General features: G+C 70.3%; 31 protein-coding genes and 1 pseudogene. 17 read left to right on the forward strand and 15 right to left on the reverse strand.

From position 1 onward, the window contains the following. The first annotated feature begins 43 nt into the window (after window positions 1-43). Window positions 44-409 carry a hypothetical protein gene (locus E6P78_RS30650; protein WP_136206897.1) on the forward strand — a complete coding sequence of 122 codons (366 nt, stop codon included), beginning with the start codon at window positions 44-46 and terminating at the stop codon, window positions 407-409. An 83-nt stretch (window positions 410-492) separates the two neighbouring features. Here the strand turns inward: E6P78_RS30650 and E6P78_RS30655 are convergent, their stop codons facing one another. The 3 genes from E6P78_RS30655 to E6P78_RS30665 form a co-directional block, all read right to left on the reverse strand. Then, window positions 493-1,506: a COX15/CtaA family protein gene (locus E6P78_RS30655; protein WP_136206898.1), complete on the reverse strand. Its 1,014-nt coding sequence runs from the start codon at window positions 1,504-1,506 to the stop codon at window positions 493-495. A 75-nt stretch (window positions 1,507-1,581) separates the two neighbouring features. Continuing rightward, window positions 1,582-2,349 (reverse strand): ABC transporter permease, encoded by a 768-nt coding sequence (locus E6P78_RS30660; RefSeq protein ID WP_136206899.1) that lies wholly within the window; start codon window positions 2,347-2,349, stop codon window positions 1,582-1,584. Further along, window positions 2,346-3,293 carry an ABC transporter ATP-binding protein gene (locus E6P78_RS30665; RefSeq protein ID WP_136206900.1) on the reverse strand — a complete coding sequence of 316 codons (948 nt, stop codon included), beginning with the start codon at window positions 3,291-3,293 and terminating at the stop codon, window positions 2,346-2,348. Before E6P78_RS30665 ends, E6P78_RS30660 begins: the two co-directional genes overlap by 4 nt. A gap of 137 nt (window positions 3,294-3,430) precedes the next feature. Between E6P78_RS30665 and E6P78_RS30670 the strand changes: the two genes are divergently transcribed. The 9 genes from E6P78_RS30670 (at window position 3,431) to E6P78_RS30710 (ending at window position 10,463) form a co-directional block, all read left to right on the forward strand. Beyond that, complete coding sequence (locus tag E6P78_RS30670) at window positions 3,431-4,174, forward strand: ArsR family transcriptional regulator (RefSeq protein ID WP_136206901.1); 744 nt, start codon at window positions 3,431-3,433, stop codon at window positions 4,172-4,174. Next, window positions 4,171-5,592, forward strand: a complete 1,422-nt coding sequence (gene sufB / locus E6P78_RS30675; RefSeq protein WP_018555700.1) for a Fe-S cluster assembly protein SufB — start codon at window positions 4,171-4,173, stop codon at window positions 5,590-5,592. Before E6P78_RS30670 ends, sufB begins: the two co-directional genes overlap by 4 nt. Before the next feature lie 82 nt (window positions 5,593-5,674). Then, on the forward strand, window positions 5,675-6,856 hold the full coding sequence (sufD, locus tag E6P78_RS30680; protein ID WP_136206902.1) for a Fe-S cluster assembly protein SufD: 1,182 nt from the start codon (window positions 5,675-5,677) through the stop codon (window positions 6,854-6,856). Further along, entirely contained in the window at window positions 6,856-7,173 is a 318-nt protein-coding gene (locus E6P78_RS30685; protein WP_136206903.1) for a non-heme iron oxygenase ferredoxin subunit, read from the forward strand. The genes sufD and E6P78_RS30685 overlap by 1 nt, the downstream gene beginning before the upstream one ends. A 7-nt stretch (window positions 7,174-7,180) precedes the next feature. Then, window positions 7,181-7,945 (forward strand): Fe-S cluster assembly ATPase SufC, encoded by a 765-nt coding sequence (gene sufC, locus E6P78_RS30690; RefSeq protein WP_136206904.1) that lies wholly within the window; start codon window positions 7,181-7,183, stop codon window positions 7,943-7,945. Further along, window positions 7,942-9,198, forward strand: a complete 1,257-nt coding sequence (locus tag E6P78_RS30695) for a cysteine desulfurase (RefSeq protein WP_136206905.1) — start codon at window positions 7,942-7,944, stop codon at window positions 9,196-9,198. Before sufC ends, E6P78_RS30695 begins: the two co-directional genes overlap by 4 nt. A 19-nt stretch (window positions 9,199-9,217) precedes the next feature. Beyond that, a complete protein-coding gene (gene sufU, locus E6P78_RS30700) occupies window positions 9,218-9,673 on the forward strand; it encodes a Fe-S cluster assembly sulfur transfer protein SufU (RefSeq protein ID WP_026250374.1) in 456 nt (151 codons plus the stop codon). Next, window positions 9,670-10,008 (forward strand): metal-sulfur cluster assembly factor, encoded by a 339-nt coding sequence (locus tag E6P78_RS30705; RefSeq protein WP_136206906.1) that lies wholly within the window; start codon window positions 9,670-9,672, stop codon window positions 10,006-10,008. The genes sufU and E6P78_RS30705 overlap by 4 nt, the downstream gene beginning before the upstream one ends. 116 nt (window positions 10,009-10,124) lie before the next feature. Beyond that, window positions 10,125-10,463: a VOC family protein gene (locus E6P78_RS30710; protein ID WP_136206907.1), complete on the forward strand. Its 339-nt coding sequence runs from the start codon at window positions 10,125-10,127 to the stop codon at window positions 10,461-10,463. 81 nt (window positions 10,464-10,544) lie between these two features. Here E6P78_RS30710 and E6P78_RS30715 read toward each other — a convergent pair whose 3' ends face one another. The 6 genes from E6P78_RS30715 to E6P78_RS30740 all read right to left on the reverse strand — a co-directional run bounded on the left by E6P78_RS30715 (window position 10,545) and on the right by E6P78_RS30740 (window position 13,264). Then, a complete protein-coding gene (locus E6P78_RS30715) occupies window positions 10,545-10,751 on the reverse strand; it encodes a hypothetical protein (protein WP_136206908.1) in 207 nt (68 codons plus the stop codon). Beyond that, a complete protein-coding gene (locus E6P78_RS30720; protein ID WP_136206909.1) occupies window positions 10,748-11,059 on the reverse strand; it encodes a hypothetical protein in 312 nt (103 codons plus the stop codon). The genes E6P78_RS30715 and E6P78_RS30720 overlap by 4 nt, the downstream gene beginning before the upstream one ends. A 198-nt stretch (window positions 11,060-11,257) precedes the next feature. Further along, complete coding sequence (locus E6P78_RS30730) at window positions 11,258-11,596, reverse strand: hypothetical protein (protein WP_136206910.1); 339 nt, start codon at window positions 11,594-11,596, stop codon at window positions 11,258-11,260. A gap of 26 nt (window positions 11,597-11,622) precedes the next feature. Next, window positions 11,623-12,150 (reverse strand): SPASM domain-containing protein, encoded by a 528-nt coding sequence (locus E6P78_RS33740; protein ID WP_240799438.1) that lies wholly within the window; start codon window positions 12,148-12,150, stop codon window positions 11,623-11,625. A 33-nt stretch (window positions 12,151-12,183) separates the two neighbouring features. Further along, entirely contained in the window at window positions 12,184-12,522 is a 339-nt protein-coding gene (locus E6P78_RS33745) for a radical SAM protein (RefSeq protein ID WP_240799439.1), read from the reverse strand. Window positions 12,523-13,060: 538 nt separating this feature from the next. After that, window positions 13,061-13,264 (reverse strand): hypothetical protein, encoded by a 204-nt coding sequence (locus E6P78_RS30740; RefSeq protein WP_206307967.1) that lies wholly within the window; start codon window positions 13,262-13,264, stop codon window positions 13,061-13,063. Between the two features lie 140 nt (window positions 13,265-13,404). Between E6P78_RS30740 and E6P78_RS30745 the strand changes: the two genes are divergently transcribed. Both E6P78_RS30745 and E6P78_RS30750 read left to right on the forward strand, forming a co-directional pair. Beyond that, window positions 13,405-14,745 carry a tetratricopeptide repeat protein gene (locus E6P78_RS30745; protein ID WP_136206911.1) on the forward strand — a complete coding sequence of 447 codons (1,341 nt, stop codon included), beginning with the start codon at window positions 13,405-13,407 and terminating at the stop codon, window positions 14,743-14,745. Window positions 14,746-14,902: 157 nt separating this feature from the next. After that, window positions 14,903-15,514, forward strand: a pseudogene (locus E6P78_RS30750) (IS701 family transposase); the annotation flags it as partial. 20 nt (window positions 15,515-15,534) lie between these two features. On the opposite strand, the gene E6P78_RS30755 reads toward E6P78_RS30750, so the two are convergent. Beyond that, entirely contained in the window at window positions 15,535-16,554 is a 1,020-nt protein-coding gene (locus E6P78_RS30755; protein WP_136206912.1) for a hypothetical protein, read from the reverse strand. A 207-nt stretch (window positions 16,555-16,761) separates the two neighbouring features. On the opposite strand from E6P78_RS30755, the gene E6P78_RS30760 reads away from it, so the two are divergent. Beyond that, a complete protein-coding gene (locus E6P78_RS30760; protein ID WP_136206913.1) occupies window positions 16,762-17,082 on the forward strand; it encodes a multidrug efflux SMR transporter in 321 nt (106 codons plus the stop codon). Beyond that, a complete protein-coding gene (locus E6P78_RS30765) occupies window positions 17,082-17,618 on the forward strand; it encodes a TetR family transcriptional regulator (protein ID WP_136206914.1) in 537 nt (178 codons plus the stop codon). Before E6P78_RS30760 ends, E6P78_RS30765 begins: the two co-directional genes overlap by 1 nt. An 18-nt stretch (window positions 17,619-17,636) precedes the next feature. On the opposite strand, the gene E6P78_RS30770 is transcribed toward E6P78_RS30765, so the two are convergent. Then, window positions 17,637-18,881 (reverse strand): lipase, encoded by a 1,245-nt coding sequence (locus tag E6P78_RS30770; RefSeq protein WP_136206915.1) that lies wholly within the window; start codon window positions 18,879-18,881, stop codon window positions 17,637-17,639. A gap of 160 nt (window positions 18,882-19,041) precedes the next feature. After that, window positions 19,042-19,935 carry a winged helix-turn-helix transcriptional regulator gene (locus E6P78_RS30775; RefSeq protein ID WP_136206916.1) on the reverse strand — a complete coding sequence of 298 codons (894 nt, stop codon included), beginning with the start codon at window positions 19,933-19,935 and terminating at the stop codon, window positions 19,042-19,044. 197 nt (window positions 19,936-20,132) lie between these two features. Here E6P78_RS30775 and dapD point away from each other — a divergent pair, with 197 nt between their 5' ends. Next, complete coding sequence (gene dapD / locus E6P78_RS30780; protein WP_136206917.1) at window positions 20,133-21,122, forward strand: 2,3,4,5-tetrahydropyridine-2,6-dicarboxylate N-succinyltransferase; 990 nt, start codon at window positions 20,133-20,135, stop codon at window positions 21,120-21,122. Here the strand turns inward: dapD and dapA are convergent. Beyond that, a complete protein-coding gene (dapA, locus tag E6P78_RS30785) occupies window positions 21,119-22,012 on the reverse strand; it encodes a 4-hydroxy-tetrahydrodipicolinate synthase (RefSeq protein ID WP_136206918.1) in 894 nt (297 codons plus the stop codon). The genes dapD and dapA overlap by 4 nt on opposite strands. 312 nt (window positions 22,013-22,324) lie before the next feature. Here dapA and E6P78_RS30790 point away from each other — a divergent pair, with 312 nt between their 5' ends. After that, window positions 22,325-23,827 carry a hypothetical protein gene (locus tag E6P78_RS30790; protein ID WP_136206919.1) on the forward strand — a complete coding sequence of 501 codons (1,503 nt, stop codon included), beginning with the start codon at window positions 22,325-22,327 and terminating at the stop codon, window positions 23,825-23,827. A gap of 271 nt (window positions 23,828-24,098) precedes the next feature. Further along, window positions 24,099-24,329: a hypothetical protein gene (locus E6P78_RS30795; protein ID WP_037711258.1), complete on the forward strand. Its 231-nt coding sequence runs from the start codon at window positions 24,099-24,101 to the stop codon at window positions 24,327-24,329. Between the two features lie 105 nt (window positions 24,330-24,434). On the opposite strand, the gene E6P78_RS30800 is transcribed toward E6P78_RS30795, so the two are convergent. Together E6P78_RS30800 and E6P78_RS30805 are read right to left on the reverse strand one after the other, a co-directional pair. Further along, complete coding sequence (locus E6P78_RS30800) at window positions 24,435-25,637, reverse strand: TerD family protein (protein WP_206307968.1); 1,203 nt, start codon at window positions 25,635-25,637, stop codon at window positions 24,435-24,437. A gap of 117 nt (window positions 25,638-25,754) precedes the next feature. Beyond that, window positions 25,755-26,600 (reverse strand): NAD(P)-dependent oxidoreductase, encoded by an 846-nt coding sequence (locus E6P78_RS30805; protein ID WP_136206920.1) that lies wholly within the window; start codon window positions 26,598-26,600, stop codon window positions 25,755-25,757. Window positions 26,601-26,779 lie beyond the last annotated feature (179 nt).

Consider the following 26,779-nt stretch of genomic DNA (forward strand, 5'->3'; position numbering starts at 1 on the left):
CCGCCCGTCGCCAGTTGATCTACCCATCGGTAGCATCCTGTTCATGGCAGAGACGGCAGAGACGGCTGAGACCCAGCAGGTGGACGGCAAGCAGGCGGCGCGCGCGGAGCGCAGGGCGGCCCGGCTGGCCAAGCAGATCGGCGCCTTCGCGAAGGCGCACGGCGGCGCCGAGGGGCAGCTCGCCTACCTCGGGCAGACGGGCACCCGCATCGTCCTCGTGGGCGAGGACGGCGGCTGGGGCGATCTGGTGGCCCCCTCGTACGCGGTCGCCGAGAGCGCCGCGCAGCGGTCCGGGATCACCCTGCACGACGAGTTCGACGGCGAGTTCGCGGCGAAGGTGCACACGGGGCCGTACGAGTGGAGCCGGATGGCCGGCATCCAGGTCGGGGGCCCGTCCAACAAGGCCTGAGACCCGCAGAACGGATTCGGGGCTCCCGCTCCACGGCGTACAGCCGTGGAGCGGGAGCCCCGAATCCGTTGCGAAGCGCGGTGTCAGCCGGCCGCCGCGGGCTCGGGCTGCTCGGTCGTGGGCTCCGGCACCCGGGAGACCTCCACCGGCCGCTCCCGCAGCGACAGCAGGACCCGTACGACCCCGATCCATACCAGACATGAACCGAACATGTGCACCCCGACCAGGACCTCCGGAGTGTCGGTGAAATATTGCACGTACCCCACCAGCCCCTGGCCCAGCAGGATCAGGAACAGCTCGCGGGTCCGGTGCAGCGGCCCGATGGGCGCGTCCACGGCCTTCAGGACGAACCAGAGCGCGACGGTCAGGGCCACCACGACCCAGGCCAGGTCGGCGTGGAGCTGGGTGATCATCTTCCAGTCGATCGGGATGCGGTGCACATCGCTGGAGTCGCCCGCGTGCCGCCCGGCGCCCGTGACCACCGTGCCGACGGCGATCAGCAGGCCCGCCGCTGCCGCCAGCAGCCAGGACAGCTGCGCGACCGCCTTGCCGACCAGCGGGCGCGGTGCCCCGTCGCCCTCACGCACCCGCTGCCAGGTCACCAGGGCGACCGCGAGCAGCCCGCTGGACAGCAGGAAGTGCGCCGCCACGGTGTACGGGTTGAGGCCGACGAGCACGACGATGCCGCCGAGCACCGCGTTGCCCATCACGATCCAGAACTGCACCCAGCCCAGCCGGGTGAGGCTGCGCCGCCACGGCTTGGCGGACCGGGCCGCGATGATCGCCCAGCCGACCGCCGCGCACAGGACGTACGTCAGCATCCGGTTGCCGAACTCGATGGCGCCGTGGAAGCCCATCGCGCTCGTGGCCGTCAGGCTCTCGTCGGTGCACTTGGGCCAGGTCGGGCAGCCGAGACCGGAACCCGTCAGCCGGACGGCGCCGCCGGTCACGACGATGACGACGGCCATTACGACCGCCGACATGGTCGCGCGGCGCACCGTCCTGGGCTCGGGGGTCCACCGCTCGGCGATGTACAGCAGCGGATTGCGCAGGGCTTGAGCGACTTCGGCTCTCGTCAGCTTGGGCACGCGCACCATCGTAGGACGCCGCTTGTGCAAGCTTTCACGAGGGGGACGAGTTGCCCGAAAAGGCAACGGAAAGCATCCGCGCTCTCACTCCCAGCGGAAGAACCGGGCCGCCGCGCCGAGCCCCAGCACCGTCCAGACCGCGAGGATGCCCAGGTCGCCCCACGGCATCCCGGCACCGTGCTGGAGGACGTCCCGCAGTCCGTCCGACAGCGCCGCGATCGGCAGCAGCCCGAGCACCGACTGCACGGCGTCCGGGAACTTCTCCAGCGGCACGATCACCCCGCCGCCCACCAGCAGCAGCAGGAACACCAGGTTGGCGGCGGCGAGCGTCGCCTCCGCCTTCAGCGTCCCGGCCATCAGCAGCCCGAGCCCGGAGAACGCGGCCGTCCCCAGCACCAGGAGCAGCAGCACGGCGAACGGGTTGCCGTGCGGTGACCAGCCCAGCGCGAAGGCGATCACCGTCAGCAGGACCACCTGAAGCACCTCGGTGACCAGCACCGCCAGGGTCTTCGCGGTCATCAGCCCCCAGCGCGGCAGCGGCGACGCGCCGAGCCGCTTGAGCACCCCGTAGCGCCGTTCGAAACCGGTGGCGATGGCCTGGCCGGTGAAGGCCGTCGACATCACGGCCAGCGCCAGGACGCCCGGCGTCAGGAAGTCCACCGGCTCGCCGGAGCCGGTGTCCACGATGTCGACCGCGCTGAACAGCACCAGCAGCAGCGTCGGGATGACCACGGTCAGCAGCAGCTGCTCGCCGTTGCGCAGCAGCATCCGCGTCTCCAGCGCGGTCTGCGCGGCGATCATGCGCGGCAGCGGGGCGGCGCCCGGCCGGGGGGTGTACGTACCGGCGCTCATGCGCGCAGCTCCTTGCCGGTCAGTTCCAGGAAGACGTCCTCCAGGGTGTGGCGCTCCACGGAGATGCCGGACGGCATCACGCCGTGCTGCGCGCACCAGGAGGTGACGGTGGCCAGCAGCTGCGGGTCGACGTCGCCGGTGATGCGGTAGACGCCGGTGCTCAGCTCGGCCGCCTGCGTGCCGTCGGGCAGCGCCTTCAGCAGTGAGCCGAGGTCGAGCCCGGGGCGGCCGGTGAAGCGCAGGGTGTTCTCGGCGCCGCCCCGGCACAGGGCCTCGGGGCTGCCCTGGGCGACGATCCGGCCCGCGTCGATGACGGCGACCTCGTCGGCCAGCTCCTCGGCCTCGTCCATGAAGTGCGTGGTCAGTACGGTGCTCACGCCGTCGGCGCGCAGCTCCCGTACGAGGTCCCAGGTGGAGCGGCGGGCCTGCGGGTCGAGGCCGGCGGTCGGCTCGTCCAGGAAGACGAGCTCCGGCCGGCCCACGACGGCCATGGCCAGGGCGAGCCGCTGCTGCTGGCCGCCGGAGAGCCTGCGGTAGGTGGTGCGGCCGCAGCCGCCGAGGCCGAGGCGCTCGATCAGGGCGTCGACGTCGAGCGGGTGGGCGTGCAGCTTCGCCATGTGGCGGAGCATCTCGTCGGCGCGGGCGCCGGAGTAGATCCCGCCCGACTGGAGCATCACGCCGATCCTCGGGCGCAGCCGGGCGGCGTCGGCGACGGGGTCGAGGCCGAGGACCCGGACCGTCCCGCCGTCGGGGCGGCGGTAGCCCTCGCAGGTCTCGATCGTGGTGGTCTTGCCGGCGCCGTTGGGGCCGAGTACGGCGGTGACGGCGCCGGCCGGGATGTCCAGGTCGAGGCCGTCCACCGCGGTCTTTTCGCCGTACCGCTTCACCAGGCCGCTGATCCGGACAGCCGGGCCGGAAAAGGGTGGGGCGGGCTCGCTGTTCATGGGAATCGAGTGTAGGCAGCCCGCCCGGGGGCCCCTGGCCCGGGGGCTTGATTAGGTAACCCTAAGTGATGGATTGCATGGTTGATCGTTTCGGAACGTGGTTGTCAGGGGCGGATGAATTACGCAACAATGGCGTTGTGAAATACGTGGGCGAGGCTCCTCAGGAGGAACTCGCGACCGGTGAGCGCTCGACGCGCAACCGTGTCGCGCGCTCCATCCTGGACCACGGCCCGTCCACCGTCGCCGAACTGGCGAAGCGCCTGGGACTCACCCAGGCCGCCGTCCGCCGCCACCTCGACGCCCTTGCCTGCGACGGTGTCGTGGAGGCCCGCGAGAAGCGGGTGTACGGGGCGCGGACCCGTGGCCGCCCGGCCAAGGTGTTCGCCCTCACCGACTGCGGCCGGGACGCCTTCGACCAGTCCTACGACTCGCTCGCCGCGGACGCCCTGCGCTGGATCGCCGAGCTCGCGGGCGAGGAAGCGGTCATGGCGTTCGCCCGGGCCAGGACCGCCGAGCAGTCGGCGGCCTACCGCGCGGCGATCGAGGCCGCGGAACCCGAAGCCCGTACTGAGGCGTTGGCCAAGGCCTTGTCCGCCGACGGGTACGCTGCTACGGCGCGCAGCGCGCCGGGCCCGCAGCAGGGTGAGCAGCTGTGCCAGCACCACTGCCCGGTCGCACACGTCGCCGAGCAGTACCCGCAGCTGTGCGAGGCGGAGACGGAGATCTTCTCCAGCCTCCTGGGGACCCATGTGCAGCGTCTGGCCACCATCGCCCACGGCGACGGGGTGTGCACGACGTACATTCCGCGCAGCGGACACCCCACCCCACAGACCACCGATTCAGCTTCTGCAAGCACCACGGCCGGGAGGAACCCCGCATGACGCTCCCCACGGAGACTGCCCACCCTGAGCTCGAAGGCCTGGGCACGTACGAATTCGGCTGGGCCGACTCCGACGCGGCAGGTGCGGCGGCCAAGCGCGGCCTCTCCGAGGCCGTCGTCCGCGACATCTCGGAGAAGAAGAACGAGCCCGACTGGATGCTCAAGCTGCGGCTCAAGGGCCTCAAGCTCTTCGAGAAGAAGCCCATGCCGAACTGGGGCTCGGACCTCTCGGGCATCGACTTCGACAACATCAAGTACTTCGTGCGCTCGACGGAGAAGCAGGCGGAGTCCTGGGAGGACCTGCCCGAGGACATCAAGAACACGTACGACAAGCTCGGCATCCCGGAGGCGGAGAAGCAGCGCCTGGTCGCCGGTGTCGCCGCGCAGTACGAGTCCGAGGTCGTCTACCACCAGATCCGCGAGGACCTGGAGGAGCAGGGCGTCATCTTCCTCGACACCGACACCGCGCTGAAGGAGCACCCGGAGCTCTTCAAGGAGTACTTCGGCACCGTCATCCCGGTCGGCGACAACAAGTTCGCCTCGCTGAACTCGGCCGTCTGGTCGGGCGGGTCCTTCATCTACGTCCCCAAGGGTGTCCACGTGGACATCCCGCTCCAGGCCTACTTCCGTATCAACACGGAGAACATGGGCCAGTTCGAGCGGACGCTGATCATCGTCGACGAGGACGCCTACGTCCACTACGTCGAGGGCTGCACGGCGCCGATCTACTCCTCCGACTCGCTGCACTCCGCGGTCGTCGAGATCATCGTGAAGAAGGGCGGCCGCTGCCGCTACACGACGATCCAGAACTGGTCGAACAACGTCTACAACCTGGTCACCAAGCGCGCCGTGGCCTACGAGGGCGCGACCATGGAGTGGGTCGACGGCAACATCGGCTCCAAGGTCACCATGAAGTACCCGGCCGTCTACCTGATGGGCGAGCACGCCAAGGGCGAGACCCTGTCCATCGCCTTCGCGGGCGAGGGCCAGCACCAGGACGCCGGCGCCAAGATGGTCCACATGGCCCCGAACACCTCGTCCAACATCGTCTCCAAGTCGGTGGCGCGAGGCGGCGGCCGCACCTCCTACCGCGGTCTGATCGAGATCGGCGAGGGCGCGCCGGGCGCGAAGTCCAACGTGCTGTGCGACGCGCTGCTGGTCGACACGATCTCCCGGTCCGACACCTACCCGTACGTCGACGTCCGCGAGGACGACGTGTCGATGGGCCACGAGGCGACCGTCTCCAAGGTCTCCGAGGACCAGCTCTTCTACCTGATGAGCCGCGGCATGACCGAGTTCGAGGCCATGGCCATGATCGTGCGCGGCTTCGTCGAGCCGATCGCGAAGGAGCTCCCGATGGAGTACGCCCTGGAGCTCAACCGGCTGATCGAGCTGCAGATGGAGGGTTCGGTCGGCTAGTCACGCCGAGGCCGGGCCGGCCGCACCGGCCCCCGAACCCCCTGACATCTGTCCGACTGAGAAAGCGAGCACTACGACAGCCATGGCTGAGGCTCAGAACATTCCTGCGGGGTCCACGACCGCCGGTTCCATCGCGGTCGCCGCGGAGTCGACCGTCGCGACGCGCATGAGCGCGCCCCCGTCCTTCGATGTCGCGGACTTCCCCGTCCCGCACGGCCGCGAGGAGGAGTGGCGGTTCACCCCGCTGGAGCGGCTGCGCGGCCTGCACGACGGCACCGCCGTCGCCACCGGCGGCGGTGTGAAGGTCGCGATCGAGGCCCCCGAGGGCGTCACGGTCGAGAGCGTCGGCCGTGACGACGCCCGGCTCGGCAAGGCCGGCACGCCGGTGGACCGGGTGGCCGCGCAGGCCTACTCGTCCTTCGAGCAGGCCCACGTGGTCACGGTCGCCAAGGAGGCCGTGCTCACCGAGCCGATCCGGATCGCCGTGCACGGCGAGGGCGGCGTCGCCTACGGCCACCAGGTGGTCGAGCTGGGCGCCTTCGCCGAGGCGGTCGTCGTCATCGACCACACCGGTGACGCGGTGCTCGCCGCCAACATCGACTACGTCCTGGGCGACGGGGCCAAGCTGACCGTCGTCTCCGTGCAGGACTGGGACGAGCGGGCCGTCCACGTCGGCCAGCACAACGCGCTGGTCGGCCGGGACGCCTCGTTCAAGTCCATCGTCGTCACCTTCGGCGGCGACCTGGTCCGGCTCCACCCCCGGATCGCGTACGCGGGCACCGGTGGCGAGGCCGAACTGTTCGGCCTCTACTTCACCGACAAGGGCCAGCACCAGGAGCACCGCCTCCTGGTCGACCACAACACCCCGCACTGCAAGTCCAACGTGGCCTACAAGGGCGCGCTCCAGGGCGACAACGCACACGCGGTGTGGATCGGTGACGTGCTCATCCAGGCCGCCGCCGAGGGCACCGACACCTACGAGATGAACCGCAACCTGGTCCTCACCGACGGTGCGCGGGTCGACTCGGTGCCGAACCTGGAGATCGAGACCGGCGAGATCGTCGGCGCCGGCCACGCCTCGGCGACCGGCCGCTTCGACGACGAGCAGCTGTTCTACCTCCAGTCGCGCGGCATCCCCGCCGAGGAGGCCCGCCGCCTCGTCGTGCGCGGCTTCTTCGCCGAGCTGGTCCAGCAGATCGGTCTGCCGGACGTCGAGGCCCGCCTTCTCGACAAGATCGAGACCGAGCTGAAGGCATCGGTCTGATGGCCTTCGTGAGAGCCTGCGGGCTGAGCGAGCTGGAGAACGACATCCCCAAGCGGGTGGAGGTCGACGGCACGCCGGTCTCCGTCGTACGCACCGAGGGCGAGGTGTTCGCGATCAACGACATCTGCTCGCACGCGAACGTCTCGCTGTCCGAGGGCGAGGTCGAGGACTGCTCGATCGAGTGCTGGCTGCACGGATCGACCTTCGACCTGCGCACCGGCAAGCCGTCCGGCCTTCCCGCGACGCGCCCCGTCCCCGTATACCCCGTCAAGATCGAAGGGGACGACGTGCTCGTCTCCGTCACCCAGGAGTCCTGAGTCACCCATGGCAACGCTTGAAATCCGCGACCTGCACGTCACCGTCGAGGCCGACAACGCCACGAAGGAGATCCTCAAGGGCGTCGACCTGACCGTGAAGCAGGGCGAGACCCACGCCATCATGGGCCCCAACGGGTCCGGCAAGTCCACCCTCGCCTACTCGCTGGCCGGTCACCCCAAGTACACCATCACCAGCGGCACGGTCACCCTGGACGGCGAGGACGTCCTGGAGATGTCCGTCGACGAGCGGGCCCGCGCCGGCCTGTTCCTCGCCATGCAGTACCCGGTCGAGATCCCCGGTGTCTCGGTCTCCAACTTCCTGCGCACCTCCGCCACCGCCGTCCGCGGCGAGGCGCCCAAGCTGCGTACCTGGGTGAAGGAGGTCAAGGAGGCGATGGCCGCGCTCCAGATGGACCCCGCCTTCGCCGAGCGCAACGTCAACGAGGGCTTCTCCGGCGGTGAGAAGAAGCGCCACGAGATCCTTCAGCTGGAACTCCTCAAGCCGAAGGTCGCGATCCTCGACGAGACCGACTCCGGCCTGGACGTCGACGCCCTGCGCGTCGTCTCCGAGGGCGTCAACCGCGTCCGCGAGTCCGGCGAGGTCGGCACCCTGCTGATCACGCACTACACCCGGATTCTCCGGTACATCAAGCCCGACTTCGTGCACGTGTTCGCCAACGGCCGGATCGCCGAGTCCGGCGGTGCCGAGCTCGCCGACAAGCTGGAGAACGAGGGCTACGAGGCATACGTGAAGGGTGGCGCTGCCGCGTGACACAGCTGCCGGGCCTCCTCGACACCGAGGCGATCCGCAAGGACTTCCCCATCCTGGACCGCACGGTCCACGACGGGAAGAAGATCGTTTACCTGGACAGTGCGGCGACCTCGCAGAAGCCGCGCCAGGTGCTCGACGCCCTCAACGAGTACTACGAGCGGCACAACGCCAACGTGCACCGCGGCGTGTACACGATCGCGGAGGAGGCCACGGCGCTGTACGAGGGCGCCCGTGACAAGGTCGCCGCGTTCATCAACGCGCCTAGCCGCAACGAGGTCATCTTCACCAAGAACGCCTCGGAGTCGCTCAACCTCGTGGCCAACATGCTCGGCTGGGCCGACGAGCCCTACCGGGTCGACCACGAGACCGAGATCGTCACCACGGAGATGGAGCACCACTCCAACATCGTGCCCTGGCAGCTGCTCTCGCAGCGCACCGGCGCGAAGCTGAAGTGGTTCGGCATCACCGACGACGGCCGGCTCGACCTGTCCAACATCGACGAGATCATCACCGAGAAGACGAAGATCGTCTCCTTCACGCTGGTCTCGAACATCATGGGCACCCACAACCCGGTCGAGAAGATCGTCCGGCGCGCCCAGGAGGTCGGTGCGCTCGTCTGCATCGACGCCTCCCAGGCCGCCCCGCACATGGTGCTCGACGTGCAGGCGCTCCAGGCCGACTTCGTGGCCTTCACCGGTCACAAGATGGTCGGCCCGACCGGCATCGGCGTGCTCTGGGGACGGCAGGAACTCCTGGAGGACCTGCCCCCGTTCCTCGGCGGCGGCGAGATGATCGAGACGGTGTCGATGCACTCCTCGACCTACGCGCCCGCCCCGCACAAGTTCGAGGCCGGTACGCCCCCGATCGCCCAGGCCGTCGGCCTCGGCGCGGCCGTGGACTACCTCTCGGCGATCGGCATGGAGAACATCCACCGCCACGAACAGGCCATCACCGCCTACGCGGTGAAGCGGCTCCTGGAGGTGCCGGACCTCAGGATCATCGGCCCGGCCACCGCGGAGGACCGCGGCGCGACGATCTCCTTCACGCTCGGTGACATCCACCCGCACGACGTGGGCCAGGTCCTGGACGAGCAGGGCATCGCGGTCCGGGTCGGACACCACTGCGCCCGCCCGGTCTGCCTGCGGTACGGAATTCCTGCGACGACGCGAGCGTCGTTCTATCTGTACTCCACGCCCGCCGAGGTCGACGCCCTGGTGGACGGGCTGGAACACGTCCGGAACTTTTTCGGCTAGAGCGGCTGGGGATTGACTCGTGAAGCTTGATTCCATGTACCAGGAAGTGATCCTGGACCACTACAAGCACCCCCACGGGCGCGGCCTGCGGGACGGCGACGCCGAGGTGCATCACGTCAATCCGACGTGCGGTGACGAGATCACGTTGCGGGTGCGGTACGACGGCGAGACCATCGCCGATGTGAGTTACGAGGGCCAGGGCTGCTCCATCAGCCAGGCCAGCGCCTCCGTACTGAACGAGCTGCTGGTCGGCAAGGAGCTGGGCGAGGCGCAGAAGATCCAGGCCGCGTTCCTGGAGCTGATGCAGTCGAAGGGGCAGCTGGAGCCCGACGAGGCGATGGAGGAGGTGCTGGAGGACGCGGTCGCGTTCGCCGGTGTCTCCAAGTACCCGGCCCGGGTCAAGTGCGCGCTGCTGAGCTGGATGGCGTGGAAGGACGCGACGGCGAAGGTGCTGTCCGAAGGGAAGACCGCATGAGCGACAACGAGACCATGACCACCAAGCCGGCCTCCGAGGAGGAGGTCCGCGAGGCGCTGTACGACGTGGTCGACCCCGAGCTGGGCATCGACGTCGTCAACCTGGGGCTGATCTACGGCATCCACATCGACGACGCCAACATCGCCACCCTCGACATGACCCTGACGTCCGCGGCCTGTCCGCTGACCGACGTCATCGAGGACCAGGCGCGGTCCGCGACGGACGGCATCGTCAACGAGCTCCGGATCAACTGGGTCTGGATGCCGCCGTGGGGCCCCGACAAGATCACGGACGACGGCCGCGAGCAGCTGCGCGCGCTGGGCTTCAACGTCTGAGCATCCGCGTACGACAACGGTGAACGGCCCCGGCATCCGTGCCGGGGCCGTTCACCGTTGTCGTACGCGGCCGGCGGACGTTGTGCGTGCGCGGCGGGCGGACGCAGACTGGGGGCATGGCCCTTCGCTTCTATCAGCTCGCCGTCGACGCGCACGACCTGCCCGCCCAGGCCCGCTTCTGGTGCGCGGTCCTGGACTGGCGGGTGCTCTACAAGGACGAGCACGAGATCGTCATCGGCGCCGACGAGACCGCGCTGCCCGGCATCTGCTTCCTGCCCGTGCCCGACGGCAAGGCGGTCAAGAACCGGCTGCACATCGACCTCACCCCGGACGACCAGGCCGCCGAGGTCGAGCGCGTCATCGGGCTCGGTGCCCGGCGGGCCGACGTCGGCCAGACGTCCGAGGCGACCTGGGTGGTGCTGACCGACCCCGACACTCCTGACTACCCGTTCTGAGGATACGCGCACGTCAGCGCCAACGACAGAGCCCCGCACGGCACTTGGCCGCACGGGGCGTTTTGCTGCCTGTGCGCTTGCCTACGGGGCTCGTAGCTCGCCCTCGGGGGGTCTCGGGCCCGTGCCGAGCTTCACGGCGTGTTCGGGGCAGGCGTAGAGGGTCGTTCCGGGGCCGCTGGTGCTCTGAATCCAGCGGACCGGAACCGGGGCGCGCGTGACGGTCTTGCACTCGATGCAGGGTGCTACGTGACCCGCGAGGACTACCGGGAACAGTTCGTTGGCGGTCATGCTGCGACCCCCTGACGCGCGCTCCGTGCGCCAGTGATGTTCATAGTCGGGAAGTCGTAATCGACGCCGATTTCGGAGAACGCGGCGGCCCACCATCTTTCGCGCTGTTCCGGGGTGAGCGAGCGGGTTTCCTCGGCGTGGAAGATGGCGCGGGCGTCCTCGGCACTCGGCCCCTGCCACGGGCGGGACCACGCGGCGCGGGACGTGGGGGCGGTCACCGGGGCGGCGGGGACGGCTCGGCGCTTTCCTCGGGCGGGCAGCAGCAGCCGCAGCACCCACAGCAGTGCACGGGCGATAGAGTCGCGCATCCAGCGGTGGGGTGTGGCACGGGATACCGCCCGCCGCGCGGTGCGGCACCTTCGCGAACTCGGGTACGCACACCGTGCCGCAGCGGGGCACGTACGTGCGCGACCGCAGCGAGGATGAGCGCCAGGACGCGCAGTAGCCCCGCCCGCATGCCACGGGGGCAGTGCGCGGACGGGGCCCCGGTAGGGGTCTGCGGTTGGTCAGTGCGGCGCGGAAGTGGATGCGCGCAGATCAGACAGGCGCCGCTGATACAGCGGCCCGGCGGCGTGAGCGCCCCTGGCCTCGCTCGGGGTGGCCTGTTCGATCAGGTGATGGGACACGGCCTTGAGGTGAGCGGACCAGGCGATCACGTGCTGTTGGGCCGACCGCCCGCATTCCTGCGGTTCGCCGGGGAGGCACAGCGGGAGTTCCGGCCCGAGTTTGTTGGCCGCGTGCCGGACGTACCGAGCGATGGTGAGCCATTCATCCTCGGTCCGCCGAACTGCGTTGCCTTCGTCCTCCCACCCCCACGGGCCGAAGTCGTCCCCGTGATCGTCCATCTGTGCGCTCCCTTGCATTCAGCGGGCTAGACCGGTGCGGCGATCGTAGCGGCGCCCTCCGCTTCCCTGGGGTCACAGTGACCGACCGAGGGGACGCACGGGCCACAGGGGCCGCACATGGGTAGGAACTGCGGAGGCGTGCACGACTGGACACCATCCCCGTGCACCGCCGCGATCTCGGCCGTGACGTCGGTCATCTGCGCGCCGCCCCAGATATCGGAGATCGGCTTTTCCCGCACGTTGCCGATGGTCAGGAACCGGCCGAGGACGCACGGCCACACGTCGCCGGTCGGGCCGATGGCGCATTTCTCGTGGGCGCAGTGCCCGCACAGATCAGCGATGGTCGGCGCGGCCCCCTGACTTGCCCGGCCAAACGCGCGGGTCCGGTCTCCGCCGACCGTGCCGACACCGAGCGCCGTGAGGTCCTGTGCGGCTTCTTGTACCCGCTGGCCGGCCTGTACGGCGACGACTCCACCGCGCAGCGGAATACCGAGTGCCAGCGCCTTTTGAACGTTGGCGCGAGTCTTCCTGTGTGACCCTCGGAGTTGCGTCACCTGGTCGTGTTCCTCGGCGGTGTCCGAGTAGTACTAGGTGGCGAGCGTGACGCCGTATTCCGTGAACGCCTCCCACAAGGGTTCGCGTATGTGGGTCATGTTCGAGAACACCTCGATCCCGAGGCCCCGCCCATGGGCGTGCTTGATCAGCGCGGGCAGGCTCGGGTAAAGGGTCGGCTCACCCCCGATGAACTGAACGTCCAGGGTGCCCATGTCGGCAAGCTGGTCAATCACGTTCAACCAGTCCCGCACGGTCATGGTGCCGTGTGTGCCCTTGGGCCCGCTGTCCGCGTAGCAGTGATCACAGAACTCGTTGCAGAGTCCCGTGATCTCAAGCCACGCGAATAAGAGACGGTTTCCGGCAGCGCGCATCGTGCGCCTCCTTACACTTGGGTTGTCCGGTAACCCGCCCCGGCCGCTCGGCCTGTCCAGGGTTTGCATCACCGGGGCGGGGTCTTGCCCCGCCCCCGAAGACTCGACCGTCCATTGAGGAATCGCCGGGGGCGGGAGTTGGAGCCCGTCCCCCTCGCGGGTCTGTGCAGTCAGCACGGGGGGAGCTGTGCGACACCGCGAGGGGAACGGGAGCTAGAGGCGGCCGGTAGCGGCCAGCGTGGGAATCGCCGTGGCGAGCACGGCGACCGTGAACACGAACACGGACCATCCGAACCGGCGTACGTTCCTCACTCGGCTCCCCGGAGCGGCACACAGTGGGGGCAGTGGTCGTGACGCTGGTTCGGCGGATGCGCCGGGCCATGCAGATGGATCACGCCGGAAGCGCTGACCGCTCCGCCGTACTGCGACCACCAGCCGGCCGGAGAGCCCGCGTACGGCCCGCTGGGGTCGTCTACGAGGCTGACCAGCTCCGGAGCCGGGAGAGGCCGCGCACGACGCTGCGGCTTCACGGGGGCACTCACGAGTGCTCGTCCGCGAGGTGGCGGCGCAACCGCACGTTGCAGTCACTCACGCGGCTGCCGTCACCGTTTACCTTGGCATGGCCCCGGTCCATGGCGACCTTGTCGCAGTGCGCGCATCCCGGTACCGGCTGCGGGTCTGCCTCCAGCCTCAACGGGAGGTTCACGGGGTTCCCCATGACCGTCTGCGCGTGCTTCTCCATGCTCGGACCCTCCTGGCCGTGTCATCCCTCGCGGTGGTGGTGCTCGCACTAGGCAACCGTCCGACCACGCACAGCGGTACCGTTGGGAAGAGGGTGGGAGTTAAGAGCGTTAAGCGGTGAGAGCACGGGAGTTGGGGCCAGTGACGACACGACAGCCGAACGCCGGACTTGAGCGGCTGTACCGCGAGAGCGGGTGGACCCTGCGGCAGTTCGCCCAAGAGGTCAACCGCATCGGAACCGAGCGCGGCACCCCTCTCAAGTACCAACAGCCGTCAGTGCACCAGTGGTTGAGCGGCCACCTGCCGAAGGAAACTGTCCGACCGCTGATTCTGGAAGCACTCGCCCGGAGACTGCTCCGTCCCATCACGCACGCCGATGCAGGATTCCCGGCACCCCCGGAAGAGTCCAACAGCCACCTGACTACCGTTGAAGGGCTGGTAGACCTCGGGAGGCAAGACATTGACCCCTCACGTCGTAGCGTCCTGAGTGCGGGACTGTTCTCCGTGGCCCTTACCGTCCCTGGATGGCCGGATGTTGTGGGGCGTATGGAAGCGGTTCAGTCTGGAAAGACCCAACGCATAGGGATGGCCGACGTAAACATGGTCATCGCTATGACGGAGCGCGTATCTGATTTGGACGACCAATTCGGAGGTCGGCACGCTCGCCCAATGGCTGCGGCATTCCTCGTAAACACGGTTGCCCCCTACCTTCGAGCCAACGCAACAGAGGAAGTCCGCAAGGCGATGATGTCGGCGGCTTCCGATCTCTGCTATCTCACCGGATACATGGCCGTGGACGAAGGCGTCCACGGCCTAGCACAACAGTATTACCTGAAAGCGCTCGAACTGGCGGGTACTTCGGAAGATCACCTCACGTATTGCACAACCCTGCGTGGAATGAGCGTTCAGGCCGTTGATCTGCGTCACGGAAAGACCGCGATGCGTCTTGCTGACGCTGCCGCGTCTGCATCTCCGCAGGCTGGTCCCAGAATGCGCGCCTTTCTGGCAGGGCAGCAAGCGCACGCCTCCGCACAGCTTGGCGAGCGCACGAGGGCGCTCATGTATCTGCGAGAGGCCGAAGTAGCGATGGAAAAGGCCGAATCCCAGACTAAGACGTTCGGCTCTTACAACCCGTCCTCTCTGACCTATCACGCAGGGCAGGTTCGTTACGAACTAGGTGATATCAAGGGGTCAGTAAAAGACTTGGAGGAATCCGATAAGCTGCGGCACAGCTCGTTCAAGAGGAATCGGATTCGCTATCTTTCCATGCTTGCCGAACGCCAGCTAGAGATCGGCCATCTCGAAAGCGCGTGTGCCACATGGGTCAAAGTCGTGGAAATTTACCCCGACGTCCAATCGGGACAGTGCGATAAGGCCATGTCCGCGATGCAGGCTCGAATTCGCCCCTATCTCAAGAACCAGACTGCTCGCAGCCTTTACGAGCGCGCACGCCTCGTTTCCCCGCCATCGGTTATGGTCTAATACTCCAGCTGTAGATCGTGATCTTGCTGGTCGGGGCCGGTGCGGAGACGGGTGCGGCCACCGTTGATCATCGTGACTTGTGTGGAGTAACGATGAGATGGTGGCCGCAGGTCACAGCATAGATCCCGTCCGTTGGCGGGAGGCGTTCGAGGTGGCCATGGGCCGTATAGCGGGCCGGTTCGCCCGGTACGAACCCCGTCTGCGGGCCGGGCGGTTGGTGCTAGGTCTGCTGGCGGACCTGCCGAGGAAGAACTGCTGGACGATCGCGGAGTGGGCCGGGGAGGCCAGCCCGCACGGCATGCAGCATCTGCTGTGCCGGGCCGTCTGGGACGCTGACGCCGTCCGCGATGACGTGCGCGAATACGTCGTCGAGCACCTCCACGACGAGGCAGCGGTGCTGGTGGTCGACGAGACCGGCGACGTGAAGAAGGGCACTCACACGGTCGGGGTCCAGCGCCAGTACACCGGAACGGCCGGTCGAATCGAGAACTCCCAGGTCGCCGTCTACCTCGTCTATGCCGGGATGCGCGGGCACGCGGCGGTGGACCGGGAGCTGTACATCCCGCGCTCCTGGACGAGCGACCCGGACCGCTGCCGGGCCGCGGGGCTGGGCGAGGACACCGTCTTCGCGACCAAGCCGGACCTGGCCCGCACGATGATCGAACGGTTCCTGGACGCCGGACACCACGTGGGCTGGGTAACCGGGGAGGAGGTCTACGGCGGCAACCCGAAACTCCGTACGGCTCTGGAGGAACGCGGCATCGGCTTTGAGCCGGGGCGCCGGGGCCGCTACGCCGTGTACTGCGGCGGTACGGCGGCGGCCTCGGCGAGCACCGGGGCGAGGTTCTCGGTGCGGATGCGGCGGTCTACGTAGAGCAGCCCCGTCACCAGCGGCGGGAACACGGCCACGACCAGCTGGCTCACCAGCTGCCCGAGCAGCATGAGCACCAGGTACCCGCTCATCGCGGCGAGGACCGCCGCGGGGTTCGGGTCGTCGCTCAGGTTGGCGGAGCCGAGTACGCCGGTGAACATGCCGAGGAAGCTGAACGGGATCTGGATCAGATAGCTCGCGACACCGGCGATGATCCCCGCCAGCATCGTCATCCCGAAGACCCGCCACCAGTCTCCGCGTATCAGCGTGGCCGAACGGCGCATCGAGGCGACCGGGCCCTGGTTCTCGAAGACCGCGGCCGAAGGGGCGAGGGAATACTTCACCCAGAGCCAGGTGGCCACCGGGACACAGGCCAGGAAGAAGAGCACGCCCACCACGATCAGGAGCGCCGAGCCCCCGCCGCCGTCCATGGCGACCGCGCCGATGATGCAGGCGGCGAGGGCGCCCATGGCGAGCAGCATCGGCACCATCGCGGCCAGACCGGTCAGCAGGACCGCGCCGATCACCGCCGGTACCCGCGACCAGGCCCGCCGCCAGACGGCGGAGAACGTCGTCGGCCGGCCCAGCACCGCTTCCTGGAGGACCACCGGCACCGCCGCGTAGACCACGGCCGTGGCCACCACCATCGAGAGGAACCCGAGCAGCGCGATCGCCCCGAGCGCCAGGAACACCGGCGTCAGGTCCCGCGATGCGGGGTCCTCGTCGGAGGTCAGCGCGAACAGCCGGTCCAGATGGTCCGCGACGGCCGAGTACGCGATGGCGGCCGCCGCGCCCACCACGACCAGCGCGCCGCCGTAGAGGGCCGCGCCCACGGCGAGCAACTGCTTGCCGTAGCGGCCCAGCGTGGAGAACGCCCCGCCGAATATGTCCCCGAGACTCAATGGCCCCAGGGGTATCACCCCCGGCTTGGGCGGCATCCAGCCACCGCCCCAGCCGCCCCACCCGGGAGCCCCGGACGGTCCCCCGTACGGCGCGCCTCCATAGGCTCCGCCGCCCCACCCTGCGTCCTGCGCCACTGCTGCTCCGTCGGTCCGTCGATCATGTACTGGACGAACCACGGTAGCGCCCCGGCAAGCCGGTGACTCCGGACCGTCCGCGGGCAGCCGTTGCGTACACTCGTACACATGGGATACGGACTGCTCGCCGCGGCCATCGCGGCGGAGGTGGCGGGGACCACCGCCATGAAGTACAGCGAGGGGTTCACCCGGCTCTGGCCCTCGCTGATCACCGTCGCCGGATACCTGCTGGCCTTCTCGCTGCTCGCGCAGACGCTCAAGACCCTGTCGGTCGGCACCGCCTACGCGATCTGGGCCGGCGTCGGCACCGCGGCCGTCGCCCTCATCGGCATGGTGTTCCTGGGGGAGTCCGGCGGACCGGTCAAGGCGGCCGGCATCCTGCTCGTCATCGCCGGTGTGGTGGTGCTCAACCTGGGCGGGGCGCACTGATGGCACGGCGGTACGACCCCGAGCGGCGCGGCCGGATCATCGACGCGGCGATCCGCGTGGTCGGCGAGCGCGGCATCGCCGGACTCAGCCACCGCTCCGTCGCCGCCGAGGCCGACGTGCCGCTCGGCTCGACGACGTACCACTTCGCCTCGCTGGACGAGCTGCTGGTCGCCGCGCTGCGCAGGTCCAACGAGAATTTCGCCGCCGTCATGCGCGAGAGCCGGGCCCTCGTCGACCCGGCCGCCGACCTCGCGGCCGAACTCGCCCGGCTGCTCGGCCGGATCTTCGCCGGCGGCCGCGGCCGGGCCGAGCTGGAGTACGAGCTCTACCTCGCCGCCCTGCGCAGGCCCGCGCTGCGGCCGGTCGCCGCCGAGTGGACCGATGCCACGGCCGCCCTGCTCCAGCCGCGCACCGGCCCGGCCACCGCGCGGGCCCTGGTCGCCCTGATGGACGGCATCTGCCTCCAAGTACTGCTCACCGGCGGCGAGTACGACGAGGCGTACGCCAGGGAGATGCTGGGCCGGATCGCCCGTTGACCGGGCCGGGGGAGCCGGTCAGCGCCGGGACAGCTCGCCGAACCAGCGCACGATCCGCGGTGTGGCCGCCACGTTGGACCCCAGGTGGCGCGAGCCGTGGTAGTCGACCGCGCCGAGATCGGTGACCGGGGCGGACACGCCCTTCTTGGCCAGCGCCGCCCGGCAGTACTCGGTCGTCGCCTGCTCGTCGCCTGACGCCGTGTAGAGGCGGACCGGGGCGCGGGGGGCCCAGTCGGTGCAGACCGCGTCGGTGGTCCGCAACGCCTCGGCCAGCGCGCCCGCCGGATGCGTCAGCAGCTCGCGGCCGTGTGCCGTCAGCAGGTCGTCCAGCTTCTCCGGGGTGCCCTGCACCAGGTCCTGCCCCGTGTGCTCGCCGTCGAAGAGCGCCTCGATCGTGTCGGCGTACTCGTCCTGGAAGACCTCCCCGGGGTTGTCGTAGATGTCGTGCAGGCGGTTGAAGGCGACCAGCGTGTACGCGGCGTAGACCACGCCGGACTTGGCGTCCAGGTCGCCCGCGACCAGTGCGCGCAGCTCCGCGCCCCCGAAGTCGTACGCGCCGCTGACCGGCGCCAGCGCACCCAGCCGGAACCAGCTGTCCTGCCCCGCCTCCAGGGCCCGGCCGAGCCCCAGGGCCGCCGACGCACCCTGCGAGAAGCCGGTGACCATGACCTCGCGTTCCAGGACGTGCCCGGTGCGGGGCGCGAAGGCGCGGGCGGCCCGGAGCATGTCCAGGGATGCCGTGGTCTCCGAGCCGATGTCCATCCAGGGGTGCGGCCCCGGCCCCTTGCCGAGCCCGAGGTAGTCGGGCCCGACCGCGAAGGCGCCGGCCGAGGCGTGCGCGATCACCGGCGCGGACACGAACGCGGCGCGCTGGGCGGACGGCGCGTCGGCCTTGTGGCTGCCGGTGCCGTGGGCGAAGGAGACAGTGCGCAGCCGGGCTCCGCTGTGCAGCGGGACGCCGACGAGCCCGCTCGCGGTGGTGGGCCGGCCGTGCGCGTCGACGGTCCGGTAGACCAGCCGGTAGGCCACGACGCCGTACCGGGCGCTGTCCGCCGCGAACCCGGCGGTGGTCAGGTCGGCGGCCACCGCCTGCGGGGTGCTGAGCGTGTACGGCTTCTCGGCGGAGACCAGGGTGCCCCGGCCGGTTGCCGAGGCGGGCGCGGGCGCGTGCGTCGGGGCGGCGGGGCCCGGGGCGGCCGCGACCGCCGGGCCGCTCAGCAGCAGGCCGCAGCAGGCGGCTGCCGCGACGGCCCGGACGATCACCCGCGAACGGTTCGCGCGGACGGGGCCGGTGGGGCGAGTGCGGTCATGAGGACGTCCCCAACTGAGGTGTGCTCAGTACCACTTGAGCATTTCGCGCGGGGGTGCGCCGGCGCATTGGCGTCTTCCCCCGGCACCGACCGGGGGCTACCCCCCGCACCGCTCAGAGGGCGTCCGTACCCGCCGCCGCACCCCGGACCGACGCCAGGGCCACCCGCACGCTGTCCTCGATGTCCGTGATCGGGTACAGCACCTCGCGGACCCTGCGGTCCCGGTCCACCACCAGGGTCAGCCGTTTGGGCCGGCTGACCCCGCCCGCGCGGAACGTCGGCAGGCGCAGCGCGGCGGTCAGCTCCAGGTCCGCGTCCGACAGCAGCGGGAAGCGCAGCCGCTCCGCCTCGGCGAACGCCAACTGCTCGTCCGGGCGCTGCGCCGAGACGCCGTGCACGGTTGCGCCCGCCGCCGTGAACTCGGCCAGCTGGTCGCGGTAGGTGCACGATTCGAGCGTGCAGCCACGGGCGCCGGGGATGCCGGCCCAGCCCGGCGGATAGGACTCCTGGCGGGCGTAGGCCCCGGGGAAGAAGTACAGGACGGTGTACGGGGTCGCGGCCACCGGGTCCTGCCGGCCGCCGGTGCTCAGCGGCAGGGCCAGCTCCGGCACCCGGGTGCCCAGCAGGGCGTGCACCCGTGCGGCCTCCCGCGAGGACTCCTCCGTGGTCGCCATGGTCTCTCCGTCTCCCCTCACCCAGGCGTCGCCCCAGTCCTGGAGCGCGATCAGTACCGGCAGCAGGGCGCGGCCACGCGGGGTCAGCCGGTACTCGTACCGCACCGGCCGCTGCTGGTACGGCTCCCGCGAGAGCACCCCCGCGTCGACCAGCAGCCGCAGCCGTTCCGTCAGGACCTTGCGGGACACGCCCAGTTCCCGCTGGAGCGCGTCGAACCGGTGCACCCCGCGTGCCGTGTCCCGCACGATCAGCAGGGTCCACCAGTCCCCGACCACGTCGAGAGCCTGGGCGATCGCGCAGTCGGCGTCGGCCTGGCTGATGCGCTGGGGCATGGCGCCTCCTCGGTCTTCCGGGGCGGCCATTCGACTCCATCCGGCCGCCGTGACCTGCGGAAAGCATCCTGCCCTAGTCGGTCTCCAAAGGGAACTCACCGGGTGGGTGTGCGGGGCGGGCCGCCGCCCGGCGGCGCGACGCCCGGACGCTGAGACCGGTTCGCCCGAGCGGCCCCCGGCCGGTTAGGTTTCTGGTCATGACCGACACGACTTCCACCCGCACCACCGGCGCCGTCGCCGCCGGCCTCGCCACCATCGCCGGCGACGGTTCCGTCCTCGACACCTGGTTCCCCGCGCCCGAGCTGTCCGCCGAGCCCGGCCCGGCCGGAACGGAGCGGCTCACCCCCGACCTGGCCGTCAACCTGATCGGCGAGGGCGCCGCCAAGGCCATCGGCGTGGACGCCCGCCGCGGGGTCGAGGTCGTCGCCGTCCGCACGGTCATCGCCTCGCTGGACGACAAGCCGCTCGACGCCCACGACGTGTACCTGCGCCTGCACCTGCTTTCGCACCGCCTGGTCCAGCCGCACGGGCAGAACCTCGACGGCATCTTCGGCTTCCTCGCCAACGTGGCCTGGACCTCGCTCGGCCCGGTCGCCGTGGACGACCTGGAGAGGGTGCGGCTCAACGCCCGCGCCGACGGCCTGCACCTCCAGGTCACCTCCGTCGACAAGTTCCCGCGCATGACGGACTACGTGGCGCCCAAGGGCGTACGGATCGCCGACGCCGACCGGGTGCGGCTCGGCGCGCACCTCGCCTCCGGCACGACCGTCATGCACGAGGGCTTCGTCAACTTCAACGCCGGCACGCTGGGCACGTCCATGGTCGAGGGCCGGATCTCCGCCGGTGTCGTCGTCGGCGACGGCTCGGACATCGGCGGCGGCGCCTCCACCATGGGCACGCTCTCCGGCGGCGGCAAGGAGCGCATCGTGATCGGCGAGCGCTGCCTCGTCGGCGCGGAGGCCGGGGTCGGCATCGCGCTCGGCGACGAGTGCGTCGTGGAGGCCGGTCTGTACGTCACCGCCGGTACGCGGATCACCATGCCGGACGGCCAGGTCGTCAAGGCCCGCGAGCTCTCCGGCGCCTCGAACATCCTCTTCCGCCGCAACTCGGTGACCGGAGCCGTCGAGGCCCGCCCGAACAACGCGGTCTGGGACGGCCTCAACGACGTCCTGCACAGCAACGACTAAGCAGCGGCGAGAAGTTCCTCGTACGCCTCGCGCAGCCCGTCGGACGCCTCGCGCCCGGCGGGCTGCAGCGGTTCGCGGACCGGGCCCGCGGCCAGCAGCGCCTTCGCCGTGACCGTGCCCGGCAGCCCGGACGCCATCATCAGCGCGGTCAGCGGGGCCAGCCGCCCGTTCAGCCGGGCCGCCCCGGCCGTGTCCCCGGCGTCGAAGGCGTCCAGCACGGCCCGCATCCGGCCGGGCACCACATTGGCGACCGTGCTGACGTAACCCGCGCCGCCCACCGCGTACAGCGGGAGGTTCAGCTCCTCGCAGCCCGAGTAGTACGCCGGCCCGCCGGCGGCGATCACCCGCGTCGCCCCGAGCAGGTCCTGCGAGCAGTCCTTCACCGCCACGATGCGCGGGTGCTCCGCCAGCCGCAGCATGGTTTCGGTCTCGATGCGGGTACCGGTGCGGCCGGGGATGTCGTACAGCATCACGGGCAGGCCCGCCCCGTCGGCGACCCGGCGGAAGTGCGCCTCCACGGCGGCCTGCGGGGGCCTGCTGTAGTACGGGGTCACCACGAGGAGACCGTCGGCGCCGGCCCGTTCGGCCTGCCGGGCCAGCTCCACGGTGTGCCGGGTGTCCGAGGTACCGACGCCCGCGACCAGCGGCACACCCGGGCCGACCGCCTCGCGCACCGCCCGCAGCAGTACCGCCTTCTCCGCGTCGGAGGTGGTCGGGGACTCCCCGGTGGTGCCGCTGAGCACCAGCCCGTCGCAGCCGCCCGCGACCAGTGCGGCGGCGTGCGCGGCCGCCGCGTCCGCATCGAGGTCGCCGGTGGCGGCGAAGGGGGTGATCATGGCGCAGAGGGCGCGGCCGAAGGGGCGCGGGCGCGAAGGTGCGGAAGGCGTCATGTTCGCAGTCTCAGCCCACCGGACCGTGAAGGTCCACTTAGTTCTGCTGCGGGTGAAGGTGAAGCAACGCTCAAGGGTGCGTGCGGGCGGGCACCGGTGGAAGGCCGGATCGGGAGCTTGCCCGCATTCCGATCGGCGGGCATCGAAATACGTCTACGCTTAGGGCGTGTTCCGTATGTCCCCGTCCGCCCCGCGACACCTTCCGGGCGGACGGTGACCCCCGCAGGACACGGCATGAGCCGCCCTGCCCGGTATGCACCCGGTGCCGCATCCCGGCGCCCCCGACGCCCCCTGTTCCGAGGAGACCCCCTGATGTCCGCAGAGCGCCCGACCCTGCCGCCGGCCCGGCTGCACACCGAGGCGGAGCTGGCACGGGACGCGCTTGCCGCGCCGCTGCTCGCCCGCGCCGCACGGCTCGCCCGCTGGGCCGGTCCGGACACCAGGGTCGGGGCCGGCGGCGAACTCGAAGACGCGCAACTGCCCGCCGCCGCCGAACACCTCGGCCTCACGCCCGACGAGGACGGCGCGGCGGAGGCCAGCGAGGCCTGGCGGCTCGCCGTCGACACCGGCCTGGTCGAGATCGAGGACCCCGCCCCGGAGGAGGGCGGCCCGCAGGACGGCCCGGACGGGGACGACGAGGAGGCCGCGGGCGAGGACGCGCGGGGGACCGTCACCGCGGGCGAGAACCTGGCTCTGCTGACCGGCGGTTCACCGGCCGATGTCCTGGCGATCTGGCTCGACGGCCTGGAGGCCGCCCACGCCGACGCCACCGCGCCCGTCTTCGACGACTTCGCCGACCTCGTCGGCGAGGACGGCTCGATCGACTTCGACGCGCTGGACTGGGACCCGGAGACCGAGGCGGAATTCCTCGACGGGGTCCTCGGCAACCTCTACCTGCTCACCGTCGGCGAGGGGGCGGACGGTTCGCCCGTGCCGCTGCCCGCGCTCGCCGCCTCGATGATCGTCCCCGACGACATGGGCGAGCCCACCGACGACATCCTGGAGCAGGTCTCGGACGCGATGATGCGCCTGGACGACCAGTTCCGGGTCCTCGAACCCATCGGCATCGTCGAATACCAGCCGGTGGACGAGGCGTTGCTCATGGAGGAGGGCGAGGAGGCCGCGCCCCCCGCCGACGACGAGGACGTCACCCGGTACGGGATGGTGAAGCTGACCCCCCTCGGCATCTACGGCATCCGCGCCCGCATGCTGGAGGCCGGGGTGGAGGCCCCGGCGATCGGCGACCTCGCGGACAAGGGTGCCGACGCGCTCCTCGGCGGCGTCGCCTACTACCCGGAGGCGTCCGCCCGCGCCGAGATCCAGCTGTGGCTCGCCCGCCGCGGCTCCGACGGCGCCGCCGCCGAGCTCCTGGACGCCGCACGGGGTGCGGACCCCCTCGCGCCCCTGCGCCGGCTGCACTGCCAGCAGGCGCTCGCCCTGGTCGGCGCGGAGGCCGAACCCGCCGTACGCGCGGTGCTCGGCGATCCGGAACTCGGCGGCCTGGCCCGGGTCTGGCTCGCGGAACGGGGCGCGGCCGACGTCCCCGCGCCCTCCGAGGCGATGATCTTCTGGCTCGCCATCGACACGATCGCCGCCCAGCTGGAGGCGGACGGCGACCTCGACGAGCTCCAGGGCCTGGTCGAGGGCCTGTCCGGCCAGCACAGCGGCTTCTTCGAGGAGGCGTGGCGGGTCGACCACCCGGCGACGGCGGACGTGCTGGAGGCCATGGGCCGGCTGCACAGCGACAAGAAGCAGGCCAAGGACGCCCGCAAGGCCGCGTTCAAGGCCCGCTCACGGGGCGGCTCGGCCGACTAGACCGGCCGTAGAGGACCGGGAGGCGTGAGATGCGGGCGGCCGGGTGGACGGGCCGCCTGCCCACTGTCGACATTCACCGAAGGGACCGCCCCGAAGTCGTCGCCGGTGCCGGCGTCGCGGCGGCAGGGCCTTCCGGCCCGGCGGGGCTTGGGCGGAAGCGCTTTCGGGAGGTCGGAGCGCCCGGAAGCGCTGATTACGAAACCGGTATCAGTGGGGCCCCGGAGGTGGCAGGGCATGGCGTCGGGCGCCGCCGAGGCGCATACTCAAGGTAATGAAACAGTCAGCCGGCTCCCGGCGCCACCTGCCTTCCAGTCCCTTCAACCGCCCGGCCCAGGCGGCCCCACCGGTCGAATTGTTCGATGTGGGCGACAGGGTTTCGCACGACCAGTTCGGCCTCGGACGCGTTCTCGCGGTCGAGGGCGACAACGACGCGGTACTCATCGACTTCTCCGGGCGTCAGGGCAGAATCCTGAGCCCCTACTCCAAGCTGACCAAGCTCTGATAGAAGCGACGAGCCCGCACCGCGCCTCTTCCCTTCTCCGTTCCGCCGACCGACCTCAGGGGCCCCCGCCGACCAGGCGGGCGCCCCTGAAGACGTTCACGGCGCTTACAGGGCCTGGGAGGCAGGCTTGACCATGCCGCGGACGGTGCGCGACTTCACGAAGTCGCCCAGGGCGGTCATTTCCCACTCCCCGGTGAACTGCTTGATCAGCTTGGCCATCATCACGCCCGTCTGTGGCTCGGCCCCCGTCAGATCGAAGCGGACCAGCTCCTCGTCCGTCGCCGCGTCGACCAGCCGGCAGTAGGCCTTGGCCACCTCGGTGAACTTCTGGCCCGTGAACGAGTTGACCGTGAACACCAGGCCGGTCGCCTCCGGGGGAATCCGGCCCAGATCGACGACGATCACCTCGTCGTCCCCCTCGCCCTCGCCGGTGAGGTTGTCCCCGGAGTGCTTGATCGCGCCGTCCAGGATGGACAGCTTGCCGAAGTAGCAGCTGTCCAGGTGGTTGCGCTGCGGCCCGTACGCGATGACCGAGGCGTCCAGGTCGATGTCCTTGCCCCGGTACGCGGGCTCCCAGCCGAGGCCCATCTTGACCCGGGACAACAGCGGCCGCCCGGCCTTGACCAGCGACACCGTCTCGTTCTTCCGCAGACTGACCCGGCCCTTGTCGAGGCTGATCCGGCCGGGGGTGGTGGGCGCGGTGGGCGCCGGAGGCGCCGCGGGGGCGGTCGGGGCCGGGGGAGCGACGCGGGGGTCCGCCGGGGTGGCGACGGGTGCGGGCGGGGCGGGCGTGGCGGTGGCGGGTTCCTCGTCGACCGTGACACCGAAGTCGGTCGCGATGCCGGCCAGCCCGTTCGCATAGCCCTGGCCGACCGCGCGGACCTTCCACGCCCCGCCGCGCAGATAGACCTCCATGACCACGAGCGCGGTCTCCGCCCCCAGCCGGGGCGGCGTGAAGGAGGCGAGCACGCTGCCGTCGTCCGCGTTGCGCACGGTGGCGGTCGGCTCGACGCCCTGGAACGTCTGACCGGTGGCGTCCGGGCTCGCCGTGACGACGATCTTCTCGATGCCGGCGGGCACGGAGGCGGTGTCCACCACGATGGCGTCCGGTGCGCTGCCTCCGCCGGAGCGGTAGGTCACACCCGGCCCCGAGGGCTGGTTGTAGAAGATGAAATCGTCGTCGGAACGCACCTTGCCGTCGGCGGTGAGAAGCAGGCCCGATACGTCGAGCCGGACCGGCGCGGCGACGTCGACCGCTACGCGGACGGCAGGGAGCGGGAGGTTCGAGCCAGGTGTCATAGCGGTCATGTCCGGATGAACGAACGACCCGGCTTTGCCGTTCCCTTACCTTCCGTAGGGTTCGCCCGTATGGATGCGACGCCGTTTCCGTCCGGGGCGGGGCTTTTTTCCGTACTCGGTACGCCCTCAGTGCGGCCAGATCGGCGGGTTGGTGCAGAAGTGACCGCCGAGGTGGGCGTGGTCCGGGTTGTCCGAGTCCAGCTCGCCCTGCTCCGCGATGAGCTTCGCCGCGTACGGCTCCGAGTCGTCCTGCGGCTCGTAACCCAGCGTCCGCGCCGACGTCAGGTCCCACCACAGCCGGGTGTTGTCCGAGGAACCGTTCACGACCGTGTGCCCCACGTTCTCCGCGGTCAGCGCGGCGTCGAACAGGCGGGCGCCGTCGGCGGGGCTCATCCACACCGACAGCATCCGTACCGACGTCGGCTCCAAGAAACATGAGCCGATGCGCACCGACACCGTCTCCAGGCCGTGCCGGTCCCAGTACAACTGCGCGAGATCCTCACCGAACGACTTCGACAGGCCGTAGAACGTGTCCGGGCGGCGCGGCGTGTCCACCGGGATCAGCGGGTCGCCCGACTGCGGGCGCGGAGTGAAGCCGATGGCGTGATTGGACGAGGCGAACACGATCCGCGGCACGTTGGCCGCTCGCGCGGCCTCGTACAGGTTGTACGTGCCCTCGATGTTCGCCCTGAGGATCTTCTCGAACGGGGCTTCCAGGGAGATGCCCGCCAGGTGAATGATCGCGTCGACCCCCCGTACGGCCTCGCGCAGCGCGTCCTTGTCGCCGAGGTCGGCGGTGATCGCGTCCGGCTCGCCCTCGATCGGCACCATGTCGAACAGGCGCAGCGTGTAGCCGTGGGCGGGCAGCCGTTCACGCATCAGCGTGCCGAGGCCGCCTGCGGCGCCGGTGAGCAGGATGGTGCGGGGGGCTGGGGGTGGGGCTGGGGCTGGGGTCGGGGCGGGGCCGGGCATGCGGGGTCTCCTCTTGGATCAGGTTCACATGCGTGGACAAGCTATGGAGGGGGGTGGGGGTGCGTCAAGGGGGGCGGGGGTGCGGGGTGCGCCTTTCCGGGGTGCGGGGGTTCGTCCTCAAGCGCCGGACGGGCGGGGCCCGGCCCTTGGGCGGGCGGCATCTTGGTTCTGCGCCCCGG

Source organism: Streptomyces sp. A0958 (genome assembly GCF_004795035.1).
In the GTDB taxonomy this organism is placed as follows: Bacteria; Actinomycetota; Actinomycetes; order Streptomycetales; family Streptomycetaceae; genus Streptomyces.